General features: G+C 61.8%; 27 protein-coding genes and 1 tRNA gene. 6 read left to right on the plus strand and 22 right to left on the minus strand.

Annotation, left to right across the window (positions count from 1 at the left end):
* Nucleotides 1-64: 64 nt before the first annotated feature.
* Entirely contained in the window at nt 65-979 is a 915-nt protein-coding gene (locus SPH52_RS07490; protein ID WP_411794379.1) for a LysR family transcriptional regulator, read from the minus strand.
* Nucleotides 980-1185: 206 nt separating this feature from the next.
* On the opposite strand from SPH52_RS07490, the gene ppnN reads away from it, so the two are divergent.
* On the plus strand, nt 1186-2550 hold the full coding sequence (gene ppnN / locus SPH52_RS07495) for a nucleotide 5'-monophosphate nucleosidase PpnN (RefSeq protein WP_411794380.1): 1365 nt from the start codon (nt 1186-1188) through the stop codon (nt 2548-2550).
* Between the two features lie 60 nt (nt 2551-2610).
* Here ppnN and SPH52_RS07500 read toward each other — a convergent pair whose 3' ends face one another.
* Together SPH52_RS07500 and SPH52_RS07505 are read right to left on the minus strand one after the other, a co-directional pair.
* Nucleotides 2611-2985 carry a hypothetical protein gene (locus tag SPH52_RS07500; RefSeq protein ID WP_411794381.1) on the minus strand — a complete coding sequence of 125 codons (375 nt, stop codon included), beginning with the start codon at nt 2983-2985 and terminating at the stop codon, nt 2611-2613.
* Between the two features lies 1 nt (nt 2986).
* Nucleotides 2987-3451 carry a flavodoxin domain-containing protein gene (locus SPH52_RS07505; RefSeq protein WP_411794382.1) on the minus strand — a complete coding sequence of 155 codons (465 nt, stop codon included), beginning with the start codon at nt 3449-3451 and terminating at the stop codon, nt 2987-2989.
* 155 nt (nt 3452-3606) lie between these two features.
* Here SPH52_RS07505 and SPH52_RS07510 point away from each other — a divergent pair, with 155 nt between their 5' ends.
* Nucleotides 3607-3819 (plus strand): DUF2788 domain-containing protein, encoded by a 213-nt coding sequence (locus SPH52_RS07510; RefSeq protein WP_411794383.1) that lies wholly within the window; start codon nt 3607-3609, stop codon nt 3817-3819.
* 127 nt (nt 3820-3946) lie between these two features.
* On the opposite strand, the gene ihfA is transcribed toward SPH52_RS07510, so the two are convergent.
* From ihfA to SPH52_RS07580, 14 genes are all read right to left on the minus strand, one after another.
* Entirely contained in the window at nt 3947-4252 is a 306-nt protein-coding gene (gene ihfA / locus SPH52_RS07515) for an integration host factor subunit alpha (RefSeq protein ID WP_411794384.1), read from the minus strand.
* 62 nt (nt 4253-4314) lie between these two features.
* Nucleotides 4315-6696, minus strand: coding sequence for a phenylalanine--tRNA ligase subunit beta (gene pheT / locus SPH52_RS07520; RefSeq protein WP_411794385.1), 2382 nt, complete (start codon nt 6694-6696; stop codon nt 4315-4317).
* Nucleotides 6697-6756: 60 nt separating this feature from the next.
* Nucleotides 6757-7776, minus strand: coding sequence for a phenylalanine--tRNA ligase subunit alpha (gene pheS / locus SPH52_RS07525; RefSeq protein WP_411794386.1), 1020 nt, complete (start codon nt 7774-7776; stop codon nt 6757-6759).
* 217 nt (nt 7777-7993) lie between these two features.
* Nucleotides 7994-8347: a 50S ribosomal protein L20 gene (gene rplT / locus SPH52_RS07530; protein WP_411794387.1), complete on the minus strand. Its 354-nt coding sequence runs from the start codon at nt 8345-8347 to the stop codon at nt 7994-7996.
* A 36-nt stretch (nt 8348-8383) separates the two neighbouring features.
* On the minus strand, nt 8384-8578 hold the full coding sequence (gene rpmI / locus SPH52_RS07535) for a 50S ribosomal protein L35 (RefSeq protein WP_089725334.1): 195 nt from the start codon (nt 8576-8578) through the stop codon (nt 8384-8386).
* 84 nt (nt 8579-8662) lie between these two features.
* Nucleotides 8663-9202 (minus strand): translation initiation factor IF-3, encoded by a 540-nt coding sequence (infC, locus tag SPH52_RS07540; protein ID WP_411794549.1) that lies wholly within the window; start codon nt 9200-9202, stop codon nt 8663-8665.
* 75 nt (nt 9203-9277) lie between these two features.
* A complete protein-coding gene (thrS, locus tag SPH52_RS07545) occupies nt 9278-11176 on the minus strand; it encodes a threonine--tRNA ligase (RefSeq protein ID WP_411794388.1) in 1899 nt (632 codons plus the stop codon).
* A 306-nt stretch (nt 11177-11482) separates the two neighbouring features.
* Nucleotides 11483-12181, minus strand: coding sequence for an OmpA family protein (locus SPH52_RS07550; RefSeq protein ID WP_411794389.1), 699 nt, complete (start codon nt 12179-12181; stop codon nt 11483-11485).
* A 246-nt stretch (nt 12182-12427) separates the two neighbouring features.
* Nucleotides 12428-12895 carry a DUF2489 domain-containing protein gene (locus SPH52_RS07555; protein WP_411794390.1) on the minus strand — a complete coding sequence of 156 codons (468 nt, stop codon included), beginning with the start codon at nt 12893-12895 and terminating at the stop codon, nt 12428-12430.
* Between the two features lie 72 nt (nt 12896-12967).
* Nucleotides 12968-13738, minus strand: a complete 771-nt coding sequence (gene cysQ, locus SPH52_RS07560; protein WP_411794391.1) for a 3'(2'),5'-bisphosphate nucleotidase CysQ — start codon at nt 13736-13738, stop codon at nt 12968-12970.
* 177 nt (nt 13739-13915) lie between these two features.
* A complete protein-coding gene (gene cyoE / locus SPH52_RS07565; protein ID WP_411794392.1) occupies nt 13916-14854 on the minus strand; it encodes a heme o synthase in 939 nt (312 codons plus the stop codon).
* Nucleotides 14847-15923, minus strand: a complete 1077-nt coding sequence (locus SPH52_RS07570) for a COX15/CtaA family protein (RefSeq protein ID WP_411794393.1) — start codon at nt 15921-15923, stop codon at nt 14847-14849. The genes cyoE and SPH52_RS07570 overlap by 8 nt, the downstream gene beginning before the upstream one ends.
* 48 nt (nt 15924-15971) lie before the next feature.
* Nucleotides 15972-16520, minus strand: a complete 549-nt coding sequence (locus SPH52_RS07575) for a hypothetical protein (protein WP_411794394.1) — start codon at nt 16518-16520, stop codon at nt 15972-15974.
* Nucleotides 16505-17263, minus strand: coding sequence for an SURF1 family protein (locus tag SPH52_RS07580; RefSeq protein WP_411794395.1), 759 nt, complete (start codon nt 17261-17263; stop codon nt 16505-16507). Before SPH52_RS07580 ends, SPH52_RS07575 begins: the two co-directional genes overlap by 16 nt.
* On the opposite strand from SPH52_RS07580, the gene SPH52_RS07585 reads away from it, so the two are divergent.
* A complete protein-coding gene (locus tag SPH52_RS07585) occupies nt 17262-17459 on the plus strand; it encodes a DUF2909 family protein (RefSeq protein WP_411794396.1) in 198 nt (65 codons plus the stop codon). The two genes, SPH52_RS07580 and SPH52_RS07585, sit on opposite strands and share 2 nt — an antisense overlap.
* A 44-nt stretch (nt 17460-17503) precedes the next feature.
* On the opposite strand, the gene SPH52_RS07590 is transcribed toward SPH52_RS07585, so the two are convergent.
* From SPH52_RS07590 to SPH52_RS07610, 5 genes are all read right to left on the minus strand, one after another.
* Nucleotides 17504-18364, minus strand: a complete 861-nt coding sequence (locus SPH52_RS07590) for a cytochrome c oxidase subunit 3 (RefSeq protein ID WP_411794397.1) — start codon at nt 18362-18364, stop codon at nt 17504-17506.
* Nucleotides 18361-18954 (minus strand): cytochrome c oxidase assembly protein, encoded by a 594-nt coding sequence (locus SPH52_RS07595; RefSeq protein WP_411794398.1) that lies wholly within the window; start codon nt 18952-18954, stop codon nt 18361-18363. Before SPH52_RS07595 ends, SPH52_RS07590 begins: the two co-directional genes overlap by 4 nt.
* 53 nt (nt 18955-19007) lie before the next feature.
* Nucleotides 19008-20645, minus strand: a complete 1638-nt coding sequence (ctaD, locus tag SPH52_RS07600; RefSeq protein WP_411794399.1) for a cytochrome c oxidase subunit I — start codon at nt 20643-20645, stop codon at nt 19008-19010.
* Between the two features lie 82 nt (nt 20646-20727).
* Entirely contained in the window at nt 20728-21843 is a 1116-nt protein-coding gene (gene coxB, locus SPH52_RS07605; protein WP_411794400.1) for a cytochrome c oxidase subunit II, read from the minus strand.
* A gap of 189 nt (nt 21844-22032) precedes the next feature.
* Complete coding sequence (locus SPH52_RS07610; protein WP_411794401.1) at nt 22033-22206, minus strand: DUF2970 domain-containing protein; 174 nt, start codon at nt 22204-22206, stop codon at nt 22033-22035.
* 201 nt (nt 22207-22407) lie between these two features.
* Between SPH52_RS07610 and SPH52_RS07615 the strand changes: the two genes are divergently transcribed.
* The 3 genes from SPH52_RS07615 to SPH52_RS07625 all read left to right on the plus strand — a co-directional run bounded on the left by SPH52_RS07615 (nt 22408) and on the right by SPH52_RS07625 (nt 24045).
* Complete coding sequence (locus tag SPH52_RS07615) at nt 22408-22767, plus strand: hypothetical protein (protein ID WP_411794402.1); 360 nt, start codon at nt 22408-22410, stop codon at nt 22765-22767.
* A 280-nt stretch (nt 22768-23047) separates the two neighbouring features.
* Nucleotides 23048-23124 (plus strand) — tRNA-Pro (locus tag SPH52_RS07620).
* A 366-nt stretch (nt 23125-23490) separates the two neighbouring features.
* Complete coding sequence (locus tag SPH52_RS07625; RefSeq protein WP_411794403.1) at nt 23491-24045, plus strand: porin family protein; 555 nt, start codon at nt 23491-23493, stop codon at nt 24043-24045.
* Nucleotides 24046-24210 lie beyond the last annotated feature (165 nt).

Here is a 24210-nt window from a genome sequence, read left to right on the forward strand (position 1 = left end):
AGCAGACGAAACGGCCCGCCGAGCGATCGGCGGGCCGTTTGCATGGCACATTGCCGAACGCCAGCTACAACGGCGAAGCGACTTCACCGTAACCGAAGCGTTCGCGCATGCGCTGCTCGCGGAAGCCCTCCAGCAGCCGCTCATAGCGGCGCGGTATCTTGGCGCCGGAACGGCTGACCAGATGCAGCGTCTCGTGCTCCGTCACCGGCAGGTCGAGCTCCTTGACCTGGCGCTGCCAAGGCGAGGTTTCAAGCACCAGCCGCGACACCACGGTGAAGCCGAGGCCACGGGCTACCGCGTCCAGCACCATGCCCACCTCGTTGGTGAAGCCCTGGCGCCGGAACTGGCTCATGGAGCGGAACTCGTCGGGGAAATTGCTGCGCAGCAGCGCCCCGGCATGGCTGATACCATCGGAATAGTTGAGGAAGCCGATGCCGATCAGCTCAGCCAACGTGGTCCCTGCGAAATCGGCCGGCACCACCAGGCACAGAGGTTCCTGATGCCAGAGCCTGCAATCCAGCTCCGGATGGCGGATCGGCTCGGTAACGATGCCCAGGTCGTGGCGGCCGGCCAACACGTCCGAGACAATCTCATGACTGAAGGCAAAGCTGTAATTGACCGTCAGTCCCGGCGACATCTGCTGTTGGCCAAGAATGTAGGGGTAGAACATCAGGCCGACACTACCCGGCGAAGCGATGCGACACTCACCGGTATCGAGCGCATCGTCATCCAGCGAATGGCGGAACTGCTCGTGCTCGGCGAACAGGCGCAGACCATAGTCATAGGCCCGCCGCCCAGCCTCGGTAAGCGTGAAGCGCCTCCCTTGCCGCTCCAGCAGCGGCTTGTCGAGATACTGCTCGAGCTTGCGCACATGCTGGCTGACGCCGGGCTGCGTCATGTCGAGGTGACGCGCAGTCCGCGTGAAGCTGCCGGTTTCGACCAGGGTAATGAAGGTACGGAAGTACTGGGCGTTGAACATGGTGCATCGCTTGCAAGTTCGGTCAGGGGGCGAGACCGGATGCTGCCATCCTAACACCGCGAGCCCCACGGCGCAGCGCTGCGCCTTTTCGGCCGGCGTGATAGCATCGGTTCACGACTCGATGAACACGACTCGATGAACATTGCATGACCCCCTGTCCGCATGCACGTAACAGGGGCGCAAGCCGACACCACAAGGATCGTTTCATGCCCGACACCATCTCCGCCACCATCTCTCCCCTGCGAAGCCTGGAAGTGCTCTCGCAGCACGAAGTCAACCGATTGCGCGACACCTCCAAGGCCGGCCTGCACGACCTGCTGCGGCGCTGCTCCCTCGCCGTGCTCAGCTCCGGCAACATGACCGACGACAGCCTGGTGCTGATGGAGACCTATCACGATTTCGATATCGAAGTGATTCAGCAGGACCGCGGCATTCGACTCAAGGTCACCAATGCACCGGCCGAGGCCTTCGTCGACGGCAAGATGATTCGCGGCATACGCGAGCACCTATCCTCGGTGCTGCGCGATATCATCTATGTCTACAACGAGATCCAGCAGCACCAGCGGTTCGACCTGTCCACGGGCGAAGGCACCACCAACGCGGTATTCCATATCCTGCGCAAGGCCGGCACGCTGAAGCCCGGACGCGACCCCGGCATGGTGGTGTGCTGGGGCGGCCACTCGATCACCCGCGAGGAGTACGAATACACCAAGGATGTCGGCTACCAGCTTGGCCTGCGCGAACTGGACATCTGCACCGGCTGCGGCCCCGGCGCCATGAAGGGGCCGATGAAAGGAGCCAATCTGGCGCATGCCAAGCAGCGTATCGGCGACGGCCGCTACCTGGGCATTTCCGAGCCCGGCATCATCGCCGCCGAAGCACCCAACCCGCTGGTCAACGAACTGGTGGTGATGCCCGACATCGAGAAGCGCCTGGAGGCCTTCGTCCGTCTCGGTCACGGTATCGTGGTCTTCCCGGGCGGCGTCGGCACGGCCGAGGAGATCCTCTACCTGCTGGGTATTCTGCTCCACCCCGACAACGACAACATGGAACTGCCGGTCATCTTCACCGGCCCGGCCAATTCGGCCGATTATTTCCAGCGTATCGATGAGTTCCTGGTCTACACCCTGGGGGAAGCGGCACGCAGCAAGTACCGCATCATCGTCGACGACCCTGTCGAGGTCGCCCGCACCATGCGCCAAGGCATCGACAGCGTCACCGAATTCCGCCGCGCCCAACAGGATGCCTTCCACTACAACTGGCGGCTGACCATCGCCCGCAATTTCCAGGAAACCTTCGAACCCACCCACGCGGCGATGGCCGGCCTGGCACTGCATCGCAACCAGCCGGTCCATGAGCTGGCGGCCAACCTGCGCCGGGCGTTCTCGGGCATCGTTGCCGGCAACGTCAAGGAACACGGTTTACGCGCCATCGAGGCTCATGGGCCGTTTCAACTACATGCAGAGTCGGAGCTGATGCGCCGCCTGGACGACCTGCTCAGCTCCTTCGTCGCCCAAGGGCGCATGAAGCTGCCAGGGCGCGAGTACGAGCCCTGCTACCGACTGGTGTGAAAGGAAGGAAAAGCAAATATCGACAAATGGCCGGACGCAGTCGCGTCCGGCCATTTGCCATCAATCCTGTGGGCTAACGGGGCGCCACCATATCCACAGGGCATGCAACAGCAGCCCGAGGGTGGCTCCATGGGCAATGAGCAGCTCCCAACTGATCCAGGCCGTGAACAGCACGTGCCACAGCCCCATCAGGGCCAGGCCGGCCACCAGCGACGCCACCAGCCTCTTGCCCAATCGGGGCAGCCGGATACGTTCGCTCTTGTCGAGCATGCGCCAATTCATGAACGCCACCGCTGCAACCACCGCCAAGGCAATGGTGATCAGGCTCAGGCGATTCTCATACCCTCCGGCAAGATATCTCGGCACGGTGGCAAGCATCAGCACCAGCAACCCCACCAGCAGGCTCAACCGTTCTGCAGTCGGTGCGGCGTTCATCTCAAGCCACCTTGAGCTGTTGATTTTCGATCCATTCCTCGGCCCATGGCAGCGCGGCATCGTCGGCCATGAAGGTCTCCATGGCATCGACTTCCAGCCGCTCCCCGAGGCGAATGGCACCGAGCCCTTCGAGCATCTCGTCGAGGCGCCGCCCGGCCCCACAGAAGGTGTCGCCATAGGAGCTGTCGCCCAGGGCGATGACGCCGTAGCGCAGCCCGACAAGCGTCGGGCTCTGCTCGTCGAGCGCACGCGCAAAGGGCACGATGTTGCCGGGGAAATCACCGCTACCGGTGGTAGAGACGCAGAACAGCGCCAGGTCGGGCCGCTCCTCCGTCAAGTCCTCGAGCGTGGGCTGCTCGAGGACGGCGGTTTCATAGCCGGCTGCCTCGAACAGCGGGGCGATCTGCTCGGCGACATCGAGTGCACCGCCATACATGGTTCCTACGAAGATTTTCAGCATTGGCATAGCGGGGATAAACCTTAACCATTCAACGGCATAATATCATGACGTAGGCGACTGACGCAGTTCGCTGCCAGGCGCTGCCGTCGAGCGACGCGTTGTCGCATGCGGCACCACAAATACCCGAGTATAATAGTCGGCCTCTCTGTCAAGGAGGCGTCATGCTGGATACCTACACGTTGGAAGCCTGGATCACTCCTCTGCTGATAGGTGGATTGATCCTGTTCATGGGCTTCATCATCTGGGACCTGGCAAAGAAATCCCAGGCGGGGCGCTTTGGCACCATCATGCTCTTCGTGGTGCTCGGCGCGGGAATGATGGGCTATATCTTCAAGGTAATCATTACCTGGCTGATGGAGAGCGGCGGCATCTAGCTGCGACCGAGCAGTGTCCGATCGTTCCACTTTCGCAAGCCTGCTTTTGAAAGACCCAGGCCCGCCTCGCCCCGAGACGAACGCCAGGGTGCCACTCCTGTCGGAGTAGCACCCTGGCGGCTACACATCAGCTGGGCTGTGGACCGTCGTAACGTTCCACTTGGCTCTTGAGCTTCTGCCCAGGGCGGAACGTCACGACACGACGCGCCGAAATGGGGATCTCCTCGCCGGTCTTCGGGTTACGCCCAGGACGCTCACGCTTGTCGCGCAGGTCGAAATTGCCGAATCCCGACAGCTTGACCTGCTCGTTCTCGCGAAGGCACGCCCTGATCTCCTCGAAGAATGCCTCTACCATGGCCTTGGCTTCGCGCTTGGTCAGACCCAGCTCGGCGTGAAGATGTTCGGCCAGTTCCGCCTTGGTCAACGCTCCCATGTCCCCTCCTCAGAGTGGCGGTCCAGCCCGCCGCCTTCATGGCCCCGGCTCTCCCAGTGCGCTCATCCGCGCAGCTCGGCTCCCAGATGCTGATGCGATTCGGCGACGATGGCATCGACCAACTGATTGATTTCCTCGTCATTCAGCGTGCGCGAAGGATGCTGCCAGGTCAAGCCCAAGGCAACACTCTTGCTTCCTTCGGGTACGCCCTTGCCCTGATAGACATCGAACAGACTCAGCTCCTGCAGCCACTCCCCAGCCTGGCTGCGAACGCAATCCAGCAGCGCCTGCACGGGGCGGCCCTCTCCAAGCAAGAAGGCCAGGTCCCGACGCACTTCGGGATAGCGTGACAGCGGCTCGAATTTGGGCAAATCGCCATAGGTCAGCGCGTCCTGGCGCACCTCGAACAGGAACACCTCAGCCTTGAGCCCCAACTCAGCCTTGACGCCGGGATGCAGCGCACCGATCCAGCCCACCGGCTCGCCGCAGTGGACGATCCGCGCACTCTGCCCCGGATGGAGGGCGGGATGTTCGCCCGGCTCGAAGCGCCAGGCCCCCTCCTCGCCACCCAGCGCGATCAGGCTCTCCAGGTCGCCCTTGATGTCGAAGAAATCGATCTTGTCACGGCTGCCGGCCCAGCCTTCGGGGAAGCGTTCACCACAGGCCAGCGCACCCACCATGGGTGTCTGCTCGAGATCGTCCAGATCACCACGGAACACCAGGCCCGTTTCGAACAGTCGCACGCGGGTCTGCTGACGGTTGAGGTTGTACTCGAGCGCTCGCACCAACCCTGGGAACAGACTCGCCCGCATCACGGCCAAGTCGCTGGAGATGGGATTGGCCAGGCGCGGCGATACTGCATCCGGCAGCAGCGCCCGCTGCAGCTCAGGAGCAACGAAACTGTAGGTGATCGCCTCCTGGTAGCCCCGCGCCACCATCTGGCGGCGCAAACGCGCCAGTGGCGTACGTGCCTCGTGGTCGGGGCGCAGTGCCAGACGCGCCGCCGGACGGCGTACCGGCAGTCGGTTATAGCCGTGAATGCGCGCGACTTCCTCGATCAGATCCTCCTCGATGGAAATATCGAAGCGCCAGCTCGGCACCTGAGCCTGCCATCCGGCGTCTGTCGTACGAACCTGCATGCCCAGTCGCTCGAGGATCTCCTGCACCTCCTCGCCGGGCAGTGCCTTGCACAACGCCTGTTCCAGTCGAGCGGCACGCAGGGTAACCTCTCGTTCACCCGGCAAGTGTGCTGCGCTTGCCGCCTCCACCAGCGGCCCTGGCTCGCCACCGGTGATCTGCAGCAGCAACGCCGAGGCACGCTCCACCGCATCGCGAGTAAGCTGCGGATCGACGCCCCGCTCGAAGCGGTGGGAGGCATCGGTGTGCAGGCCATAGGAACGCGCCTGGCCAGCTACCGCCAGCGGCGAGAAGAAGGCCGACTCGAGGAAGATGTCACGCGTCGCCGGCCCAACCCCGGAGTGCTCGCCACCCATCACGCCGGCAATGGCTAGCGGACCGCGCTCATCGGCAATCACCAGCGTGGAAGCTTCCAGGGCGATCTCCTGGCCGTCGAGCAGAGTCAGTCTTTCGCCCTGCCGTGCCAGTCGTACCACTACCGCTCCGTGCAGATTCTCACGGTCGAAGGCATGCAGCGGCTGGCCCAACTCGAGCATTACGTAGTTGGTCACGTCGACCACCGGATCGATCGAACGGATACCGCTACGCCGCAGGCGTTCGACCATCCACAGTGGCGTCGCCGCGGCAACGTCGACGCCCTTGATCAAGCGACCGATATAGCGCGGGCAGCGCTCCGCGTCCTCGACCCGCACCGGGAAGGTCTCGTCATGGCTGGCGGCAACCGCCTCGACGACGGGCGGCGTGACCGGCAGCCGGTTGAGTACGCCGACCTCCCGTGCCAGCCCCTTGAGGCTCAGGCAGTCGCCGCGGTTCGGCGTGAGGTCCACCTCGACGGTGTGATCGTCGAGTCCCATCCAGGCGCGAAAGTCCTCTCCGGCAGGAGCATCGGCGGGCAGTACCAGAATGCCTCCCGAAGTCTCCTCGGCCAGGCCCAATTCTGAGGCGGAGCAGATCATGCCGCGAGACTCGACGCCACGCAGCTTGGCCTGTTTGATCTTGAAGTCGCCGGGCAGCACGGCGCCTACCCGGGCGAAAGGCACCTTCTGACCCACCGCCACGTTGGCAGCACCGCACACCACCTGCACCGTCTCGCCGCTGCCATCGACCACTTGGCAGACGTTCAGCTTGTCGGCATCGGGATGCGGCTGCTTGTCGACGACTTCGGCTACCACGACGCCGCTGAACGCCGACGCCACGGGCTCGACGGCATCCACCTCCAGCCCGGCCATGGTGATCTGGTCGGCCAGCCCTTGTACGCCCAGCCGCGGAGATACCCACTCGCGCAGCCACTGTTCGGAAAATTTCATGATCTATCCTGTGTTCGGCCGAATGTCATGTCACGCCTTTCGAGCACTTGCGAGCCTGTTTCAGGCGAACTGGCGCAGGAAGCGCAGGTCGTTGTCGAAGAACATGCGCAGATCGTTGACGCCGTAGCGCAGCATGGCCAGGCGCTCGGCGCCCATGCCGAAGGCGAAGCCCTTGTAGCGCTCCGAATCGATGCCCGAGTGGCGGAACACCTCCGGATGCACCATGCCGCAACCCATGACCTCCAGCCAGCCGCTGTGAGAGCAGACCCGGCAGCCTTCGCCCGAACACATCACGCACTGGATATCGACCTCGGCGGAAGGCTCGGTGAAGGGAAAATAGGAAGGCCGGAAGCGCACCGAGAGGTCGTCACGCTCGAAGAAGGCGTGCAGAAAATCCTCGATGGTCCCCTTGAGGTCGGCAAAGCTCACGTCCTCGTCGACCAGCAGCCCTTCGACCTGATGGAACATCGGCGTGTGGGTCAGGTCGGAGTCGCTGCGATAGACCCGCCCCGGGCAGACGATGCGGATCGGCGGCGCCTGCTCCTTCATCGTGCGCACCTGCACCGGCGAGGTGTGGGTACGCAGCAGGCGCGTGGCGTCGAAGTAGAAGGTGTCGGCCATGCCCCGCGCCGGGTGGTGCGCCGGGATGTTGAGGGCCTCGAAATTGTGGTAGTCGTCCTCCACCTCCGGCCCCACGGCGACCTCATAGCCGATACGGCTGAACAGCCCCTCGATGCGCTCCAGGGTCAGGGTGACCGGATGCAGGCCACCGCTGGCCTGACCGCGCCCCGGCAGAGTCACGTCGATGCGCTCCGCGGCCAGTTGCGCTTCGAGGGCAGCCTTGGAGAGCGAGTGACGACGCGCATCGAGTTCTTCGGCCAGGGCCTGCTTGGCCTGGTTGATACGCTCTCCTGCTGCCGGGCGCTCATCAGCCGGCAGCTTGCCCAGGCTCTTGAGCTGGGCAGTTATCTCGCCTTTCTTGCCGAGGTAGCGCACCCGCAGTTCATCGAGCGCCGCAATGCTCTCGGCGGCCTGTATGGCCTGACGGGCCTCGGTGACCAATGTCGGTAGATGGTCCATCCGCTGAGCTCCGAAATCGTTGGTTCTACTGTTAACACGTCAATGGCGCGTGGCAAAAACGCAGGAGCGTTCTCTCATACCGCGACAACGACGGCCCGCAGCGTGGCCGCCATGGTGGCCACAAAAAACAGGGGAAGAGCGGCTGCTCTTCCCCTGCGACGGTCTGGCATTGTAGCGGACCGGCCTGGGCCGGCCCGACGCCATCGGCCGATGTCACTTACTGGGCAGCCTTGGCCTTCTCGACGATGGCGGCAAACGCAGCCTTCTCGTGAACGGCCAGGTCGGCCAGCACCTTGCGGTCGATCTCGATGCCGGCCTTCTTCAGGCCACCGACGAAGCGGCTGTAGGACATACCGTGCTGACGGGCACCGGCGTTGATACGCTGGATCCACAGGGCACGGAACTGACGCTTACGCTGACGACGGTCGCGATATGCATACTGACCGGCCTTGATGACGGCCTGCTTGGCTACGCGGAAGACGCGCGAACGGGCACCGTAGTAGCCCTTGGCCAGCTTAAGAATCTTCTTGTGACGACGACGAGCGACGACACCACGCTTGACACGAGTCATAGCTTTCTCCTGACGTTAAATTGGGCAACCAAAGGCTTACAGATTCGGCAGCATGCGCTGGATCAGGGCCTTGTCGGCGTCGTGAATCTGCTTCATACCGCGCAGCTGACGCTTCCGCTTGGTCGACTTCTTGGTCAGGATGTGGCTACGGAACGACTGCTTGTGCTTGAAGCCGTTGGCCGTCTTCTTGAAGCGCTTTGCAGCGCCGCTGTTGCTCTTGATTTTCGGCATGAGAATAACTCCGCTCGAGATTTTTCAGAAAACCCGGGGCCGGTGGACGGCTTGCGCCGGCCACCCGTTTGACTGGCCTTCGGATCACTTCTTCTTGGGGGCAATGATCATGATCATCTGGCGCCCTTCCATCTTCGGGAAGGCCTCCACGGTCCCGATATCCTCGAGATCCGCGGCGATCCGCTCCATCAGCTTGCGGCCGAGGTCCTGGTGCGCCATTTCACGGCCGCGAAACCGCAGCGTGACCTTGCCCTTGTCGCCACCTTCGAGGAAACGGATCAGGTTCTTCAGCTTGACCTGATAGTCGCCCTCGTCGGTGCCAGGTCGGAATTTGACTTCCTTGACCTGAATCTGCTTCGTCTTCTTCTTCTGAGCTGACTTCTGCTTCTTCTGCTCGAAGACGAACTTGCCGTAATCCATGATCTTGCAGACGATCGGATCGGCATTGGAAATCTGGACGAGGTCTAGACCGGCTGCTTCGGCACGCTCGAGCGCTTCGCTGGTGGGCACTACGCCCAGCTGCTCGCCGTCGCTGTCGATCAGGCGAACCTGATCCTCGGTTATCCGCTCGTTCATCGGGGGGCGCTTGTCCTGTGGACGTGCGCGCTGGCTGCTTCGCTTGATCGTTCCGTCTCCGTTCCGGTAATTGACGATGTCGTTACCAAACTGTCTTTACCAACCTGTCGTTACCATCCCATGCTACCACCCTTCAGCTCGAATACGCTCAAGGAAGGCATCAACGGTCATGGTGCCCAGGTTTTCGCCGGTGCGCGTGCGCACGGCAACCGAGTCGGCTTCGACTTCCTTATCTCCTACCACAAGAAGATAGGGAACCTTCTGCAACGTATGTTCGCGGATTTTAAAGCCGATCTTCTCGTTCCTCAAGTCCGCCTTGACGCGAAGACCAATTTTCTGCAAGCGCCGCTCCAGTTCGAAGGCATAATCGCGCTGTGCATCGGTGATGGTCATCACCACCGCCTGCTCCGGAGCCAGCCACAGCGGCATGGCCCCGGCGTAGTGCTCGATGAGGATACCGATGAAACGCTCGAAGGAGCCAAGGATCGCCCGATGCAGCATTACCGGCGTCTTGCGCTCGCCATCCTCGTCGACGAACTGGGCGCCCAGGCGGCCCGGCAAGTTGAAGTCGAGCTGCAGGGTACCACACTGCCACACGCGATTGAGGCAGTCGCGCAACGCGAATTCGATCTTGGGCCCGTAGAAGGCCCCCTCGCCCGGCTGCAGCTCCCAGTCGAGACCGGTAGCGTTCAACGCTGCTTCGAGGCCGGCTTCGGCACGGTCCCACAGCGCGGCTTCGCCCATGAAATCCTCCGGACGGGTCGACAGCTTGAGTTCGACGTCGTCGAAACCGAGCTCCTTGTAGACCTTGAGCGTCAACGCGATGAAGGCCTCGGCTTCACCCTGGATCTGCTTCTCGGTACAGAAGATGTGGGCATCGTCCTGGGTGAAGCTGCGTACCCGCATCAAGCCGTGCAGCGAACCGGAAGGCTCGTTGCGGTGGCAGCTGCCGAACTCGGCCAGGCGCAACGGCAGGTCGCGATAACTCTTGAGGCCCTGATTGAACACCTGCACATGGCAGGGACAGTTCATCGGCTTGACCGCGTACTCGCGCTTCTCCGACTCGGTAGTGAACATCAGGTCACTGTAATGCCCCCAATGACCGGACTTCTTCCACAGCGACAGGTCGACGACCTGCGGCGTGCGGATCTCCTGATAGCCGTGCTCGATCTGGATACGGCGCATGTACTGCTCCAGCGCCTGGTAGAGCGTCCAGCCGTTGGGGTGCCAGAACACCATGCCCGGAGCCTCTTCCTGCAGGTGGAAGAGATCCATGCGCTTGGCCAGCTTGCGATGGTCGCGCTTCTCGGCTTCTTCGAGCCGCTGCAGGTAGGCCTTGAGCTGCTTCTTGTCACCCCAGGCGGTGCCATAGATACGCGTCAGCATGGGCTTGCTGGCATCGCCGCGCCAGTAGGCGCCGGCCAGCTTGGTCAGCTTGAACGCCTTCAGGTGCCGGGTGTTGGGCACGTGAGGGCCCCGGCACATGTCGGTGTATTCCTTGTGGTAATAAAGACGAATCGTCTCCCCTTGAGGGATATCGCGGATGATCTCCTGCTTGTAGGGTTCATCACGCTCCTCGAAGGTAGCCATCGCCTTGTCGCGATCGACGTACTCGCGCACCACGTCGTACTCGCTGTCGATCAGCTCCTGCATGCGCGCGTCGATGGCGGCCAGATCGTCGGGCGTCACCGAGCGACCGAAGTCGATGTCGTAGTAGAAACCGTCGTCGATCACCGGACCGATGGCCATCTTGGCATCGGGATAGAGCTGCTTGACCGCATGCCCGATCAGATGCGCACAGGAATGGCGAATGATCTCGAGCCCCTCGGGGTCGCGAGCGGTGACGATCGCCACCTCGGCGTCACGGTCGATCAGATCAGCGGCATCCACCAACTCGCCATCGATCTTGCCAGCCACACAGGCCTTGGCCAGACCGGGTCCGATGGACTCGGCAAGCTGCATCACGCTGATGGGTTCGTCGAAGGTTCTCTGGCTGCCGTCCGGCAGGGTAACGATGGGCATCGAAAGGTCCTTTGCGCAGTGGTGATCCATACCAGGGATCACGTGTCGCGGTTGATAGCAGATACGAATAAAGCTGGCTCTCTACCCGCATACGGCCCACCCACTACCCTGGGTGATACGGGTGCCGCACCAGCCGGCCCCGCCGTATGTCGAGGAGCCGACAAGACTACCAGAATCGATAACGTCTGCGCCATTGGCAGAGGAGTGGTTGGCTCAGAGAAGCCGCACAGCAAACAAACAGGGGCACCCGAAGGTGCCCCTGTCCAGATGGAATAGCGCCGGGTCGTAAACCCGAAACTGCTCCTATCAATCCCAGTTGAGGATCTCGACACGACGGTTCTGGGCGCGGCCCTCGTCGGTCTCGTTGGTCGCAACCGGACGCTCCAGGCCAAAGCCACGCGTGGTCATGCGATTCTCGGCGATGCCGCGAGAAACCAGGAAGTCGCGAACGGAATCGGCGCGACGCTGGGACAGGCCCTGGTTGTACTGAGCGGAGCCCACGGAGTCGGTGTGACCTTCGATGCGAACCCGCAGATTCGGGTTCTCACGCAGGGTTGCAGCCACCTGGTCCAAGGTCTGGTGCGCACCGGGACGAATCTCGGCGGAATCGAAGGCGAAAGTAACTTCGCTATCCAGCGTCACAGGCTCGAACTCGGTGACCGGAGCCGGCTCGGGTGCCGGGGGCGGCGGCTCGGGCGTGGCTACCGGCTGGGGCGGCGGAGTGCGGTCGGCACACAGCAGCGCACCGATTGCGGAGCCTGCCACGGCACCGGTTGCAGCACCTGTATCTTCGTCGGAGCTACCGCTGGTGGCATAGCCGATGCTGCCACCGATGAGGCCGCCCGCGATACCGCACACTACGGGCTGCTGGTACCAAGCGTTGCCGCTTGAGGCAGTCGTAGTGCCACCCGCAGTTTCACCACCTCTCTGAAAATCCGTGGCACAGCCGGAAAGGCCGATCACCAGTGCAGAACCCAACAGCAAGCCAGTCGTTGATTTTTTCATTGCAAGACTCCTTCTTGATTTTCATCTCGGGGCTATGCAAAAGCGAACTCCCCGAAGGTCAGGACACTCATTGACCCAACGGCTTCAAGTGTAGGCCTTTATTGCCCTTGCTCAAAGCGCCGTCTCACTCCATTCGTTGACCATTGTGCCGTTTTCTGCCAGAAAAAACCCAGGGAATGGCCATTGTTTAGCTTGGCGGAGTACGCACGCGTTGCCAACATACATTGGTGTAAAGTGTTTGTATAGTTAGTGCAGGCCATCCGGCCAGTTCCGGCGAAAACGTAGCACTTCTTCCGCTGCCGCCAGAATCGGCTGGCGCCATTGTGCTTCGACTTCGAGACGTTCACGATCCTCACGCATCCGATCTCGCGGCGCCAACTCCTTGCGTGCGGAGTGAGTATGCAGATGCTGCGTTCGGGTGTACACCTCGCCGAAGGGCTGGAAAGCTGGCTCCTCGATCAAGCCGGGGTCGAGAATATCGAGCAATGCCTTGCAGCGCCAGGCCCCCTCCGTGACATCGACCTGTTCCTGCAACAGAGAGGAAGCGACGATCTCGAGATTGGCCAGGCAGTTCTCTTGGGCTCGACGCAGTTCGTCCTCCCGAAACGCCCGACGACGCCTCACTTCCTGCCAGAGGGTGAAGGCATAGGCTCCCAGGCCGGCGATGATGGCCAAGCCTACGGCAGTCATTATCAATGCCGTTGTCGTCGTCATCGAAGCTCCTGAGTGATGAGTTCCAGGCAGGATTGTAACGCAAGCCGAGGACGAGGACAGGTATCGTCGTATTTATTCCAGCAGGCTTGGATCGCTACAGGCGAGAAAAGCGCCGTTGACGAGGCTTTCACGGCAGTTGTATCGCAGTGGCAGCCTGCTGTGCATCTCGATGACGGCCCCACCGGCCCCTTCGAGCACCCCCTGGCCCGCGGCGGTGTCCCATTCGCAAGTGGGGCCGAAGCGAGGATAAAGATCGGCACCGCCCTCGGCGATCCGACAAAACTTTACCGAGCTTCCGCAGCGCACGAGCTCGGCTTCCGGAAAGCGCGCCAGCCAGGCCTGGGTCCGTTCGTCCAGGTGGGCACGGCTGGCAAGCATCCTCGGCGGCCGCTCGGCGTGCACGGCCAGCGCCCGGCATTCGTCATCAGACCAGCGCCAAGCGCCGAGGCCTCTGCCGCCAGCCCAGGTCAGTCCCAGCGCCGGCGCATGCACCACGCCAAGCACGACCCTGCCCGCCTCGACCAGCGCCACGTTCACGGTGAAATCGTCGAAGCCATCGACGAACTCCCGCGTACCGTCGAGCGGATCGACCAGCCAGTAGCGCTGCCAGGCAGAACGTTCCACCCAGGAGATGCTCGCCTGCTCCTCCGACAGCAAGGGGATGTCGAGCAGGCGGGGCAATCCTTCGGCCAAGCGCCGGTGAGCTGCCATGTCGGCCGCCGTCACAGGGCTGCCATCCCCCTTGTAGTCCACCTCGTGTCGTATGCCACGAACGGCGAGGATGTCCCGTCCCGCCGTCTCGCACAACTCACGCAGGCTAGAATCCAACCCATTGAAAAACATATAGACTCTCTTTTCGCTTCTGAAGACAGCATGCATCGGCACCGCGGTGGCCAATCTGCTCGGTGATGCCGGCACCGACAAGCTGACGTCACCGCCTCACTCTTGTCGCAACGGCAAGCGCCCGGCATGAACATGCCGGGCGCTTGCCTGAGCGAGATCGATAGCGCCGCAGCGAGGCTACATGACCCAGAGCCCCGCGTAGTGATCCAGCAGCAGGATACCGAACACGCCCAGAATGTAGCGGATCGAGAACCAGAAGGCTGCCAGGGGTGCCTTGGGGTCCTTGCCACGCCAGACCTTCCAGTTCCAGTGCATGAAGCGCACGTTAAGCGCCATCACACCCAGCAGGTACACGGCTCCGCTCATGCCAATGACGAACGGCAGCAGCGTCACGGCGACGGTCAGCCAGCCATAGAGCCACACCTGCAGGCGAGTGAACGCCTCGCCATGGGTGACCGGCAGCATCGGCACGCCGGCGCGGGCATACTCGTCGCGCTTGTGGATCGCCAAAGCCCAGAAGTGCGGTGGCGTCCAGGCGAACACGATCAGCACCAGCAGCAGCGGCTCCGGCCCCAACTGGCCGGTAACCGCCGTCCAGCCAAGCATGGGCGGTGCCGCCCCCGCCACGCCGCCAATAACGATATTCTGCGGCGTAGCGCGCTTGAGAAAGGCCGTATAGATGAGGGCATAGCCGATCAACGAACCCAGCGTCAGCCAAGCCGTCAGCGCATTGACCTGCCACAGCAGCAGGGCAATGCCAGCAATGGATAGCAGGGTCGCCCAGCCCAGCGCCAGCGCGGTGGGCATCCGCTGGCTGGCCAGGGGGCGCTGCGAGGTCCGCAGCATCATCGCGTCCAGCTTGCGGTCGACCACATGGTTGAAAGCGGCCGCTCCGCCCGCGGCCATGCCGATCCCGGCCAGGCCGAACACAACCGTGGCAAGCGGTGGCAAGGTCGGCGTCGCCAAGGCCATGCCCACCAGGGCGCACACCAGCATCACCACTACCACCCTGGGCTTGCACAGTGTGAGCAGGTCCTGCCAGGTCCAGTCAGAGGTCTCCAACTGAGCCAGCACTACGCGCTTCACACCCACTCGCCTCAGCAGCGCGTTAGACATGCACCCACTCCTTGTCTCGTCGTTTTGAACCCACGGCTTCGAGGGCCGTCTCACGCCAGCGCCAAATCGCCAATGCCATCAGCAAGACCAGCGAAACGGCACCGGCCGTATGCAACAATGCCAACCACAAGGGCAGCCACATCAAGACGTTGGCAACCCCCAAGCCCAGTTGAACAGCATAGGCGAAGACGAGTCCAGCCAGCCAGGGCCGCATGCGCACTTCTCGCCAGTGGCGTACCGCGAGCGCTATCAGCGCCAACCCCAGCAGCAGTGCACCGATACGATGCCCCTGATGAATGGCGGTGCGAGCATCGGCATGCAACTGCCCGTGCAGATAGTTGGGACCGACTGTCTGGGTCAGGTGGAATCCCTCGCTCCAGTCCATCTCCGGCCACCACTGGCCATTGCAAGTCGGAAAGCCTTGGCAGGCAATGCCGGCATAGTTGCTGGACACCCAGCCGCCAAGTGCCAATTGCAGCAGCAGCAGGACCATGGCCACCCCCCACAGCGGGGTCAAACGGCGCCTTGGCGCATCGAGCACACGCCCTTTCGCGAAGCGGCGCAGGCTCAGATGCAGCCACAGGAACAACAGCAGTACCGAAAGCCCACCCAGCAGGTGCAGCGTGACCACCTGGGGCCACAGCTTGAGCGTCACGGTGAAGGCGCCGAAGGCTCCTTGCAGCAGGATCACCACCAGCAACGTCACGTTGGTCGCCCACGGATAGCCCGGGCGACGACGCAGCCCGGCTCCCAGCACAAGCAGGCCGATGACGAGCAGTCCCAGCGCCGAGGCAACATAGCGGTGAATCATCTCGACCCATGCCTTGAAGGACTCCAGCGGCGCATCGGGAGAGTGCGCCATCGCCCGCTCGGCATCGGGCACCACCAACCGGCCATAGCAACCCGGCCAGTCCGGACATCCCAGCCCGGCATCAACCAGGCGGGTCCAGACGCCGATGAGTATCACCACGGTGGTGAAGACGACACCTGCCAGACTCAGCGCCAGCAGCAGGCGCAGCCGCGACTTGCGCACCTGGCTGGTAGAGTTCGGCGTAGAAACGCCCTGCATGTTGGAATCCATGGCTTCGTCACATATCGAATCGTCGTTGTCGCCCACTCAGCGTTGAGCATCGTCCAGTTCAGGTGCCGTCCGGCGGTCGGGATTCATGCGCAACAGATGACTGAGGTCGTCCATTACGTCACGTTCCTCGACTTCACGGCCATAGGTCAATACGACCTTCCCCTGAGGATCCAACACCCACACCCGCCCCGGGGTCTGCCAATCGGGAACCTCAAACCACTGGTTAGCGACTTCCCCTGGCAAAAGTTCGCCCTCGCCGCCGACCCTGAGCCGGGTGACACGCGGCGCCTCACGACCCAGGGCTCGATGCAGACGCCACCAGCGCTCGGCCTCCTGGGCACAGGCACTGGAGCAGTCGAATGCAAGTACCCAGTCGCCCCCATCCAGCGTGTCGTAAGGTTCGACCAAGGGCCACTCGGCCAATTGCGGTACTTCCGGGGCCAACTGACCATGGGCCGTACGCTGTTCCGGTATGCCAATGCGCCACTGCACCATGACCCAGGCCGCTATTACCGGCACGGCAAACACGGCAACCAGAGCCAGCAGCTTGAGGCGCTGATGGCGGATTTTCAGGGCTTCCTGCACGCTTCCGTCTCCTCGGATGTTGCGTTACCTGAAGTTGCTTCCCGACGGGAACGTCGATCTCTCATCAACCTGCGACCACCAACGAGCATCACTACCAGGGCGGTCAATGCCAACCCCCACCACTGCACGGCATAGCCGACATGACGGCTGGGCGGCATGACGCTGGGCTCCCACCAGGGCTCCAGCGACCCGCCCCCTCGCTCGAGATGCATCCACCCTGGGTGGGCAAAGCCAACATCGAATTCCCAGGCGGAAAGCTCGATACGCTGCAGCCTGTCACCCTCGATATTGGGGCCAAACAGCGGCGTGCCCGCACCCGCTACCTGCCACTGCCCTTCTACCACGACCTCGCCGGCAGGGGTGTCCACCGCAGGCGACTCACGACTCGTCCCGGTAGGCAGGAAGCCTCGCTGAATCAGCCATAGACGCCCGTCTTCGGTACGCAACGGAGTCAGCACCGCAACGCCCAGGCGGCCCTGATGGGTGCGGTTATCGAGAAACCGTGTCTGATCGACCAGATAATGGCCACGCAGGGTAAGATGGGTACCTTCCGGCGGAGCCTCTCGCGGGGCTTCGAGCGTTGGCGCTGCATCCAACCGCGCTAGATAGTCGCGCTTGTCGTCGGCCCGTTCCCACTGCCATAGTCCGAGTAACGAACCCAGCACCACCAGCAGCGACCAGAACAAGAACCAGGCGCTCAGGCGCCAGCTCCCTACCCCCTGATCCCTGATGGAGTGATTCATGATCCTCAAGACCCTGATAGCCGTCGTATTCCTGGCCATGCTGACCAGTCTTGCCGCCGGCGTCGGCTTTCTTCTTCGCGATGACTCCAGCTCGAGACGTTTGCTGGTATCGCTGAAGATTCGTGTCGCCCTGGCCACATTACTGCTGGCCCTGCTGTTCTACGGATTTCATTTCGGCAACCTGGGCCAGGCGTAGCCGCCCAGGTCGCCGAATGTCTCATCGGGCTGCCGCACAGAACGTCAAAATACATAGACGAACAGGAACAACCCCACCCACACCACATCGACGAAGTGCCAATACCAGCAGGAGGCTTCGAAACCGAAGTGCTCCTCAGGCGAGAAGTGATGCCGCATCACCCGCATCAACATGACGATGAGGATCAGAGTACCGACGATGACGTGTACGCCATGGAAGCCGGTCAGGATGAAGAAGGTGGCACCATAGATACCAGCCTGCAGGGTGATGCCGTAGTGCGCGTAGGCCTCGTAGTACTCCACTGCCTGGATGGTGACGAAGCACAAGCCCAGCAGGACGGTACCCGCCAGCCAGTTGCGGCATATCTTACGCTTGCCCTCCTTCAACGCCTCGTGTGCCACGGTCAGCGTGATGCTCGACGACACCAGGATCAGGGTGTTGACCAGCGGCAGGTGCCACGGACTGAAGACCTGGGCAGGGCCAGCCACGGAGGAATCAGGTGGACTGAGGAGAGGCCAGTGTGCGGTGAACTCCGGCCACAGCAGCGCCGTTGCCCCCTTGGCACCCTCACCGCCCAACCAGGGAATGGCGAAGGTGCGCACATAGAACAGCGCCCCGAAGAAGGCGGCAAAGAACATGACTTCGGAGAAGATGAACCAGCCCATGCCCCAGCGGAAGGAGCGATCCATCTGCGCATCGTAGAGGCCACCGCGTGACTCCGTCACCACGTCGCGAAACCACAGTGCCATGACGGCAATGACGCCCACCAGACCGATCAGCGAAACGATGGTGCCACGCCCATGGACCAGCACCATCCCGGTGCCGATCATCATCGTCCCGAGGGCCAGGGAACCCAGCACCGGCCACTTGCTGGTTGCGGGAACGTAATAGCTGCCACCACTCATGCTTCACCTCCTTCGTCGCTCTTGACCCCAGCCTGCAGCGTTACCTTCTTGCCCTCCACGGGATAGAGGGTATAGACCAGAGTGATGGTATTGACCTCGGGCGGGAGATCACGGTCCAACTGGAAAACCAGCGGCAGCTCGATCCGCTCCCCCGCCTGCAGCATTTGTTCCTCGAAGCAGAAACAGCTTGCCTTACGCACATGCCGAGTGGCGGTGGATGGCGAAACGCTGGGCACGGCGCGCCCCCAGCTCTCGGCGCCACTCTGGTTGCTGAAAGAGAAATTGACCTCGGACGTCTGCCCCGGGTGCAGCCTCACCTGACGCGTCTCCACGTCCATCCGCCACGGCAGGCCCGAGCCGTTGCGCGTGATGAACTGCACGGTCACCATGCGCGACTGATCGACCTCGTCATGGACGAGCGCCTGGGCGGTGGTATCGACCTTGCCGTTGATACCCGTCACCCGGCAGAAGGCGTCATACAGCGGTACCAGGGCGAACGCGAAGGCAAACATGCCAACCAACGCAGCCGCACTGCGCCATACCGTGCGTCGTACCGCCACCTGTCGCGCCTGCATATCGTTCTGACTCATGCTTCACTCCTCCTCTTCTCGCCTGTCGGCCAGCCGATGGCCGACCGCCCGGCTCAGTGAGCCGGGCGCTGGAAGGTCGGTGGTGTCTCGAACGTATGCAACGGAGCCGGGCTCGGCACGGTCCACTCCAGGTCGTCGGCATATTCGCCCCAGGCCTGGGCCGGCGCCTTCTGTCCACCGCGCACACACATCACGATCACGGCAATGAACAGCAGCTGCGAAAGGCCGAACATGAAGGCGCCAAGCGACGAGACCAGATTGAAGTCGGCAAACTGCAGCGCATAGTCGGGAATCCGCCGCGGCATGCCTGCCAGCCCCGAGAAGTGCATGGGGAAGAAGGTCAGGTTGACGCTGATCACGGAGAGCCAGAAGTGCCACTGCGACAGGCGCACGTTGGGGTAGTGACCGGTCCACTTCGGCAGCCAGAAATAGACTGCGGCCATGATGGAGAAGATAGCCCCGGGCACCAGCACGTAGTGGAAATGCGCCACCACGAAGTAGGTGTCGTGATACTGGAAGTCGGCTGGCGCGATGGCGAGCATCAGCCCAGAGAAACCGCCAATGGTGAACAGCACGACGAAGGCCAGGGCGAACAACATGGGTGGTTCGAAGCTGATCGAGCCCCGGAACAGGGTCGTGACCCAGTTGAAGACCTTCACGCCCGTGGGCACCGCGATCAGCATGGTGGCATACATGAAGAACAGCTGACCGACCAGCGGCATGCCCACCACGAACATATGGTGGCCCCATACCATGAACGACAGGACGGCGATAGCCGCGGTGGCATACACCATCGAGGCATAGCCGAACAGGCGCTTGCGGGCGAAGGCCGGGATGATCGCCGACACGATGCCGAACGCCGGCAGGATCATGATGTAGACCTCGGGATGCCCGAAGAACCAGAACAGGTGCTGGAACAGCACCGGATCACCGCCACCCGCGGCATTGAAGAAGCTGGTGCCGAAGTTGATGTCCATCAGCATCATGGTGATCACCCCGGCGAGCACCGGCATCACGGCGATCAGCAGGAAAGAAGTGATCAGCCAGGTCCACACGAACAGCGGCATGTCCATCATGCGCATGCCCGGCGCACGCATGTTGAGGATGGTGGCGATGATGTTGATGGCGCCCAGAATCGAACTGATGCCCGCGATGTGCAACGACAGAATGAAGAAGGTCGTTGACGGCGGTGCATAAGTCGTCGACAGCGGTGCATAGAAGGTCCAGCCGAAGTTGGGGCCTCCGCCTGGCATCAACAGAGTGGAGAGCAGCAGCCCGAACGCCACCGGCAACAACCAGAAGCTGAAGTTGTTGAGGCGTGGCAACGCCATGTCCGGCGCTCCGATCTGCAGCGGAATCATCCAGTTGGCCAGCCCCGTGAAGGCCGGCATGACCGCACCGAAGACCATGATCAGGCCATGCATGGTGGTCATCTGGTTGAAGAATTCCGGATTGACGAACTGCAGCCCGGGCTGGAAGAGCTCGAGACGAACCACCAGCGCGAAGATCCCGCCGATGAAGAACATGACCAACGAGAAGATCAGGTACATGGTACCGATCTCCTTGTGGTTGGTGGTCAACAACCACCGCATGATGCCCTTGGGGGGCGAGTCGTGGGCATGTCCATGCCCCGCTTCCGCGGCGGTGGCGCTCTGCTCGAGAGTCGGCTGAGGAGGTACCTTAGGGGCCATCGGAATACTCCAGTATCGTTGTCTTGTAATAGCTCAGCATGTCAGAGGGCATCACGGTGCAGGCGCACCGTGATGGTGATCGTCACTGCAGCCGCTCGGCAATCTCAGCGGGCTGTACCACATCCCCGGTGTCGTTGCCCCAGGCGTTGCGGGTATAGGTGATCACTGCTGCGAGCTCGACCGGATTGAGCGTGGTCCGGAACGAAGGCATGGCCGTGCCGGACACCCCGTTGATGATCGTGTCCTTGTGCCAATCGATATCCTCGATCAAATGCTCGTTGCCAGCCAAGGCGGGGAATGCCGGCGGCGAACCTTGCCCCTCGGGCTGGTGGCAAGAGGCACAGATACTGCCGTAGACGCCCTCGCCCCGCTCCATCAGCTCATCCATTTCCCACTCGCGATCGACCCCCATGGCCTCTTCGGCGGCCATCTCCTGGCGCTCTGCCAGCCAGGCATCGAACTCTTCTTCTTCCACGGCGCGAACGACGACAGGCATGAAACCATGGTCGACGCCGCACAGCTCGGCACACTGCCCACGGTAGATGCCCGGCTCGTTGATCTGCACCCAGTTCTCGGTCACGAAACCGGGCACCGTGTCCTGCTTGACGGCGAGATCCGGCACCCACCAAGCATGAATGACGTCATCGGAGGTGAAGAGGAAGCGGACCTTGCGGTTGATCGGCAGTACCAGCGGCTCATCGACTTCGAGCAGATAGTGTTCGCCGCGCTCCTCCTGGCCGCGAATCTGCGCCCTGGGGGTAGCAAGGTTGGAGTTGAAGGCGACGTCTTCACCCAGGTACTCGTAGCGCCAGCGCCATTGCTGCCCGGTGACCATGACATCGAGTTCGGCATCGGAAGGGTCGTAAATCTTCTGCAGTGTAGCCGTGGCCGGTATCGCCATTCCGACCAGGATCAACAGTGGAACCGCCGTCCAGATGATCTCGACGGTGGTGTTCTCGTGGAAATTGGCAGCCTTGGCACCTTTGGAGTGGCGATAGCGAAACAGGGAATAGAACATCACCCCGAACACGAGCACGCCGATGATCACACAGATCCAGAAGATGATCATGTGCAGGTTGTAGATTTCTCTACTGAGGTCCGTAACCCCAACAGGCATGTTCCAGCCGCTAGCCAGAGCCACCTGGCTCGAGCCGACAAGGGACAAGCCCCCTGCCAACCAGACGAGCAGAGTGCGCATCGACGCCTCCCGATGTTTGTAGTTGTCTCGATAACGGCCGCCCAGAATGTCAGGGTCCAGGGGGTTCTCATCCCAGAGAACATTAGCCGCTTCTGGAGCGAGTATATGAAGCCGAAATGAGAAAGTCACTGGTTCGGCCTCCTCCTTCTGGCTAACGCGGCAGTCAACGATGCCTGGAAAAACCTGGCATCAGCCTGCCACCAGGACCGCCACCATGGCGAGAATTCCCACCAGCAGCAGCCCCATGACGATGCCTGTCACGATGAAGGCAAGCGGGCTTCCCTTCTCGAAATCCTCACGGCGTTGCTGGTCTCGTTGGACACCAAGGAAAGCCGCCAGCACCGACTTGATCACATTCCACATCGCAATGCTCCCGATAGGCTCAGCCACAACCGCAGCATGCCACATCGAGGCCTGACCAAGGGAAGCGACAAGTGTCAGGACGCGAGAAAATTTCATGTCGCAGCGCAGCAAAAACCGCTGGAGGCACGCAGCGCCTGAGCTACACTCAATGGATCAAACTTCCCTTCGCCACCCTCGCTTCTTCGCGACAGGAGTCCGACAATGGCCAGCGCCAGCAAGACATCCCCTCTCCACAACCCCGCTCTAAGCGCCTCGCAGCCGCTGGTGGAGTGGTGGACTCAACAATGGGTCCAGGGGATTACTCCCATGACACGCATGCAGCTCGCCTGGATGGAGAGCCTGACCGACATGATGCAACAGGAGGCACGCTTCTTCGCCGCCCTTTCCGCCGCCGGGGAACAGCTCAGCCACTGTTACGAGACCCATGGGACCGATCCGGAGAAAATGAAGGAGTGCTACGAAGAGATCGCCCGCGAAGTGGCCGATCAGCACATGCAGCGGCTCAAGCAGGTAGCCACCCTGCCCCAGGAATTCAGGCGTCGTATCTGGGAAGAACTCTGAACGAGCGAGCCCGAGCATAGCGGCGTCAGGGTGGCTTGCGGTTTCCTCCTCTGACACCGGCTTGGCTGCATGCCGCCCCTTCACCCCGCACGGAGAAGCAGTCGACACTCTCTCGTGCCGTCTCATGGGTACAGGCAAGCATCTGAAAGGAAAGTACAAAAGGGGCTTTCCATTTGACCTCGAACGCGCTAGTATACGCCTCGTTCTCAGGGGCGCTGGCGATGGTCGGCAACCCGAAGCACTGAAAGCGCGCCTCGCTTATTAGTGCTGCAAGAACCGTCGGAGCGTGGCGCAGCTTGGTAGCGCGCTGCAATGGGGTTGCAGAGGTCGCAGGTTCGAATCCTGTCGCTCCGACCATTAGATTCAAGACAAACCGCCACTTACGGATCATGCCGGGTGGCGGTTTTTCGTGGGCGGGCAAAATTGCCATCATCGTCACTCCCTTCCTTGCCCGCGTCGCTCCCCTCTCCAGTCAAGTCCAGTCCCAGGCGACCTGGATGTGCATTCATTCCCGGCTCGCCATGGCAGGTAAGAGATTATCGTCTTTTTTTGTAAGACATGGCTTACACAACAGTAATACTCCACGAATGATGCCGTCTCCATGATGGTGTCACCTAAAAGGGCCACCAGGGCGACATGTTTCACTATGTTAATTCTACTTTGATGATGGTAGGTTTCGCCCCGCACAAAGCAGTGCAACCATACGCAAGGGGAAAGAAACCAATGAAAGGGAAAAACGTAGCTGTTGCCGCAGCCGTCGCTCTACTGTCCTCCACCACCGTGCTGGCTGACGTTAAAGCTGGCAGTACCTATGCAGGCGGTCAGTTCTCATGGCTCAACTACGATGAGAGCGGTATCTCAACCGACCTCGAGCCAACCGCCGCTATCGGCCGTTTCGGTCATTTCATCGTTGACCACTTTGCCATCGAGGCGCGTGCTGGAACTGGCATATCTGATGACACCATCACCATTGCCGGTATCGACATCGAAGGTGAACTCGACCACATGTTCGGCGTCTATGGCGTCGGCTATCTGCCTCTGGGAGCTTCACCGGTCTCCCTGTACGGCTTGGTAGGGTTCACACGCGCCAAGGCAACCCTGTCGGCTCCCGCATTCGGCATCTCTGAAAGCGACAGCGATAGCGGTTTCAGTTATGGCGTAGGCATCCAAGGCCACTTCACTCCGCATCTGTCGGTCAATCTGGAATACACATCATATCTGGACAAGTCCGATTACGAGCTGACCAGTCTAGGCCTGGGGTTGAACTACCACTTCTAATCAGCCTACATCAGGGTAACAAAAACAGAAGGCCGGCATTTGCCGGCCTCTCTTGCATGAGGCCTCTGAGATCCGGATACAAGCATGACCACCTGCATAGGACGCTCCCAAGCATATAAGTTGACACAATTCCCCCTGTCAGCCCTCCTCAGCGAATCGACGCTA

Origin of the sequence: Halomonas sp. A29 (assembly GCF_046723295.1) — a bacterium.
Classification (GTDB): Bacteria; Pseudomonadota; Gammaproteobacteria; order Pseudomonadales; family Halomonadaceae; genus Halomonas.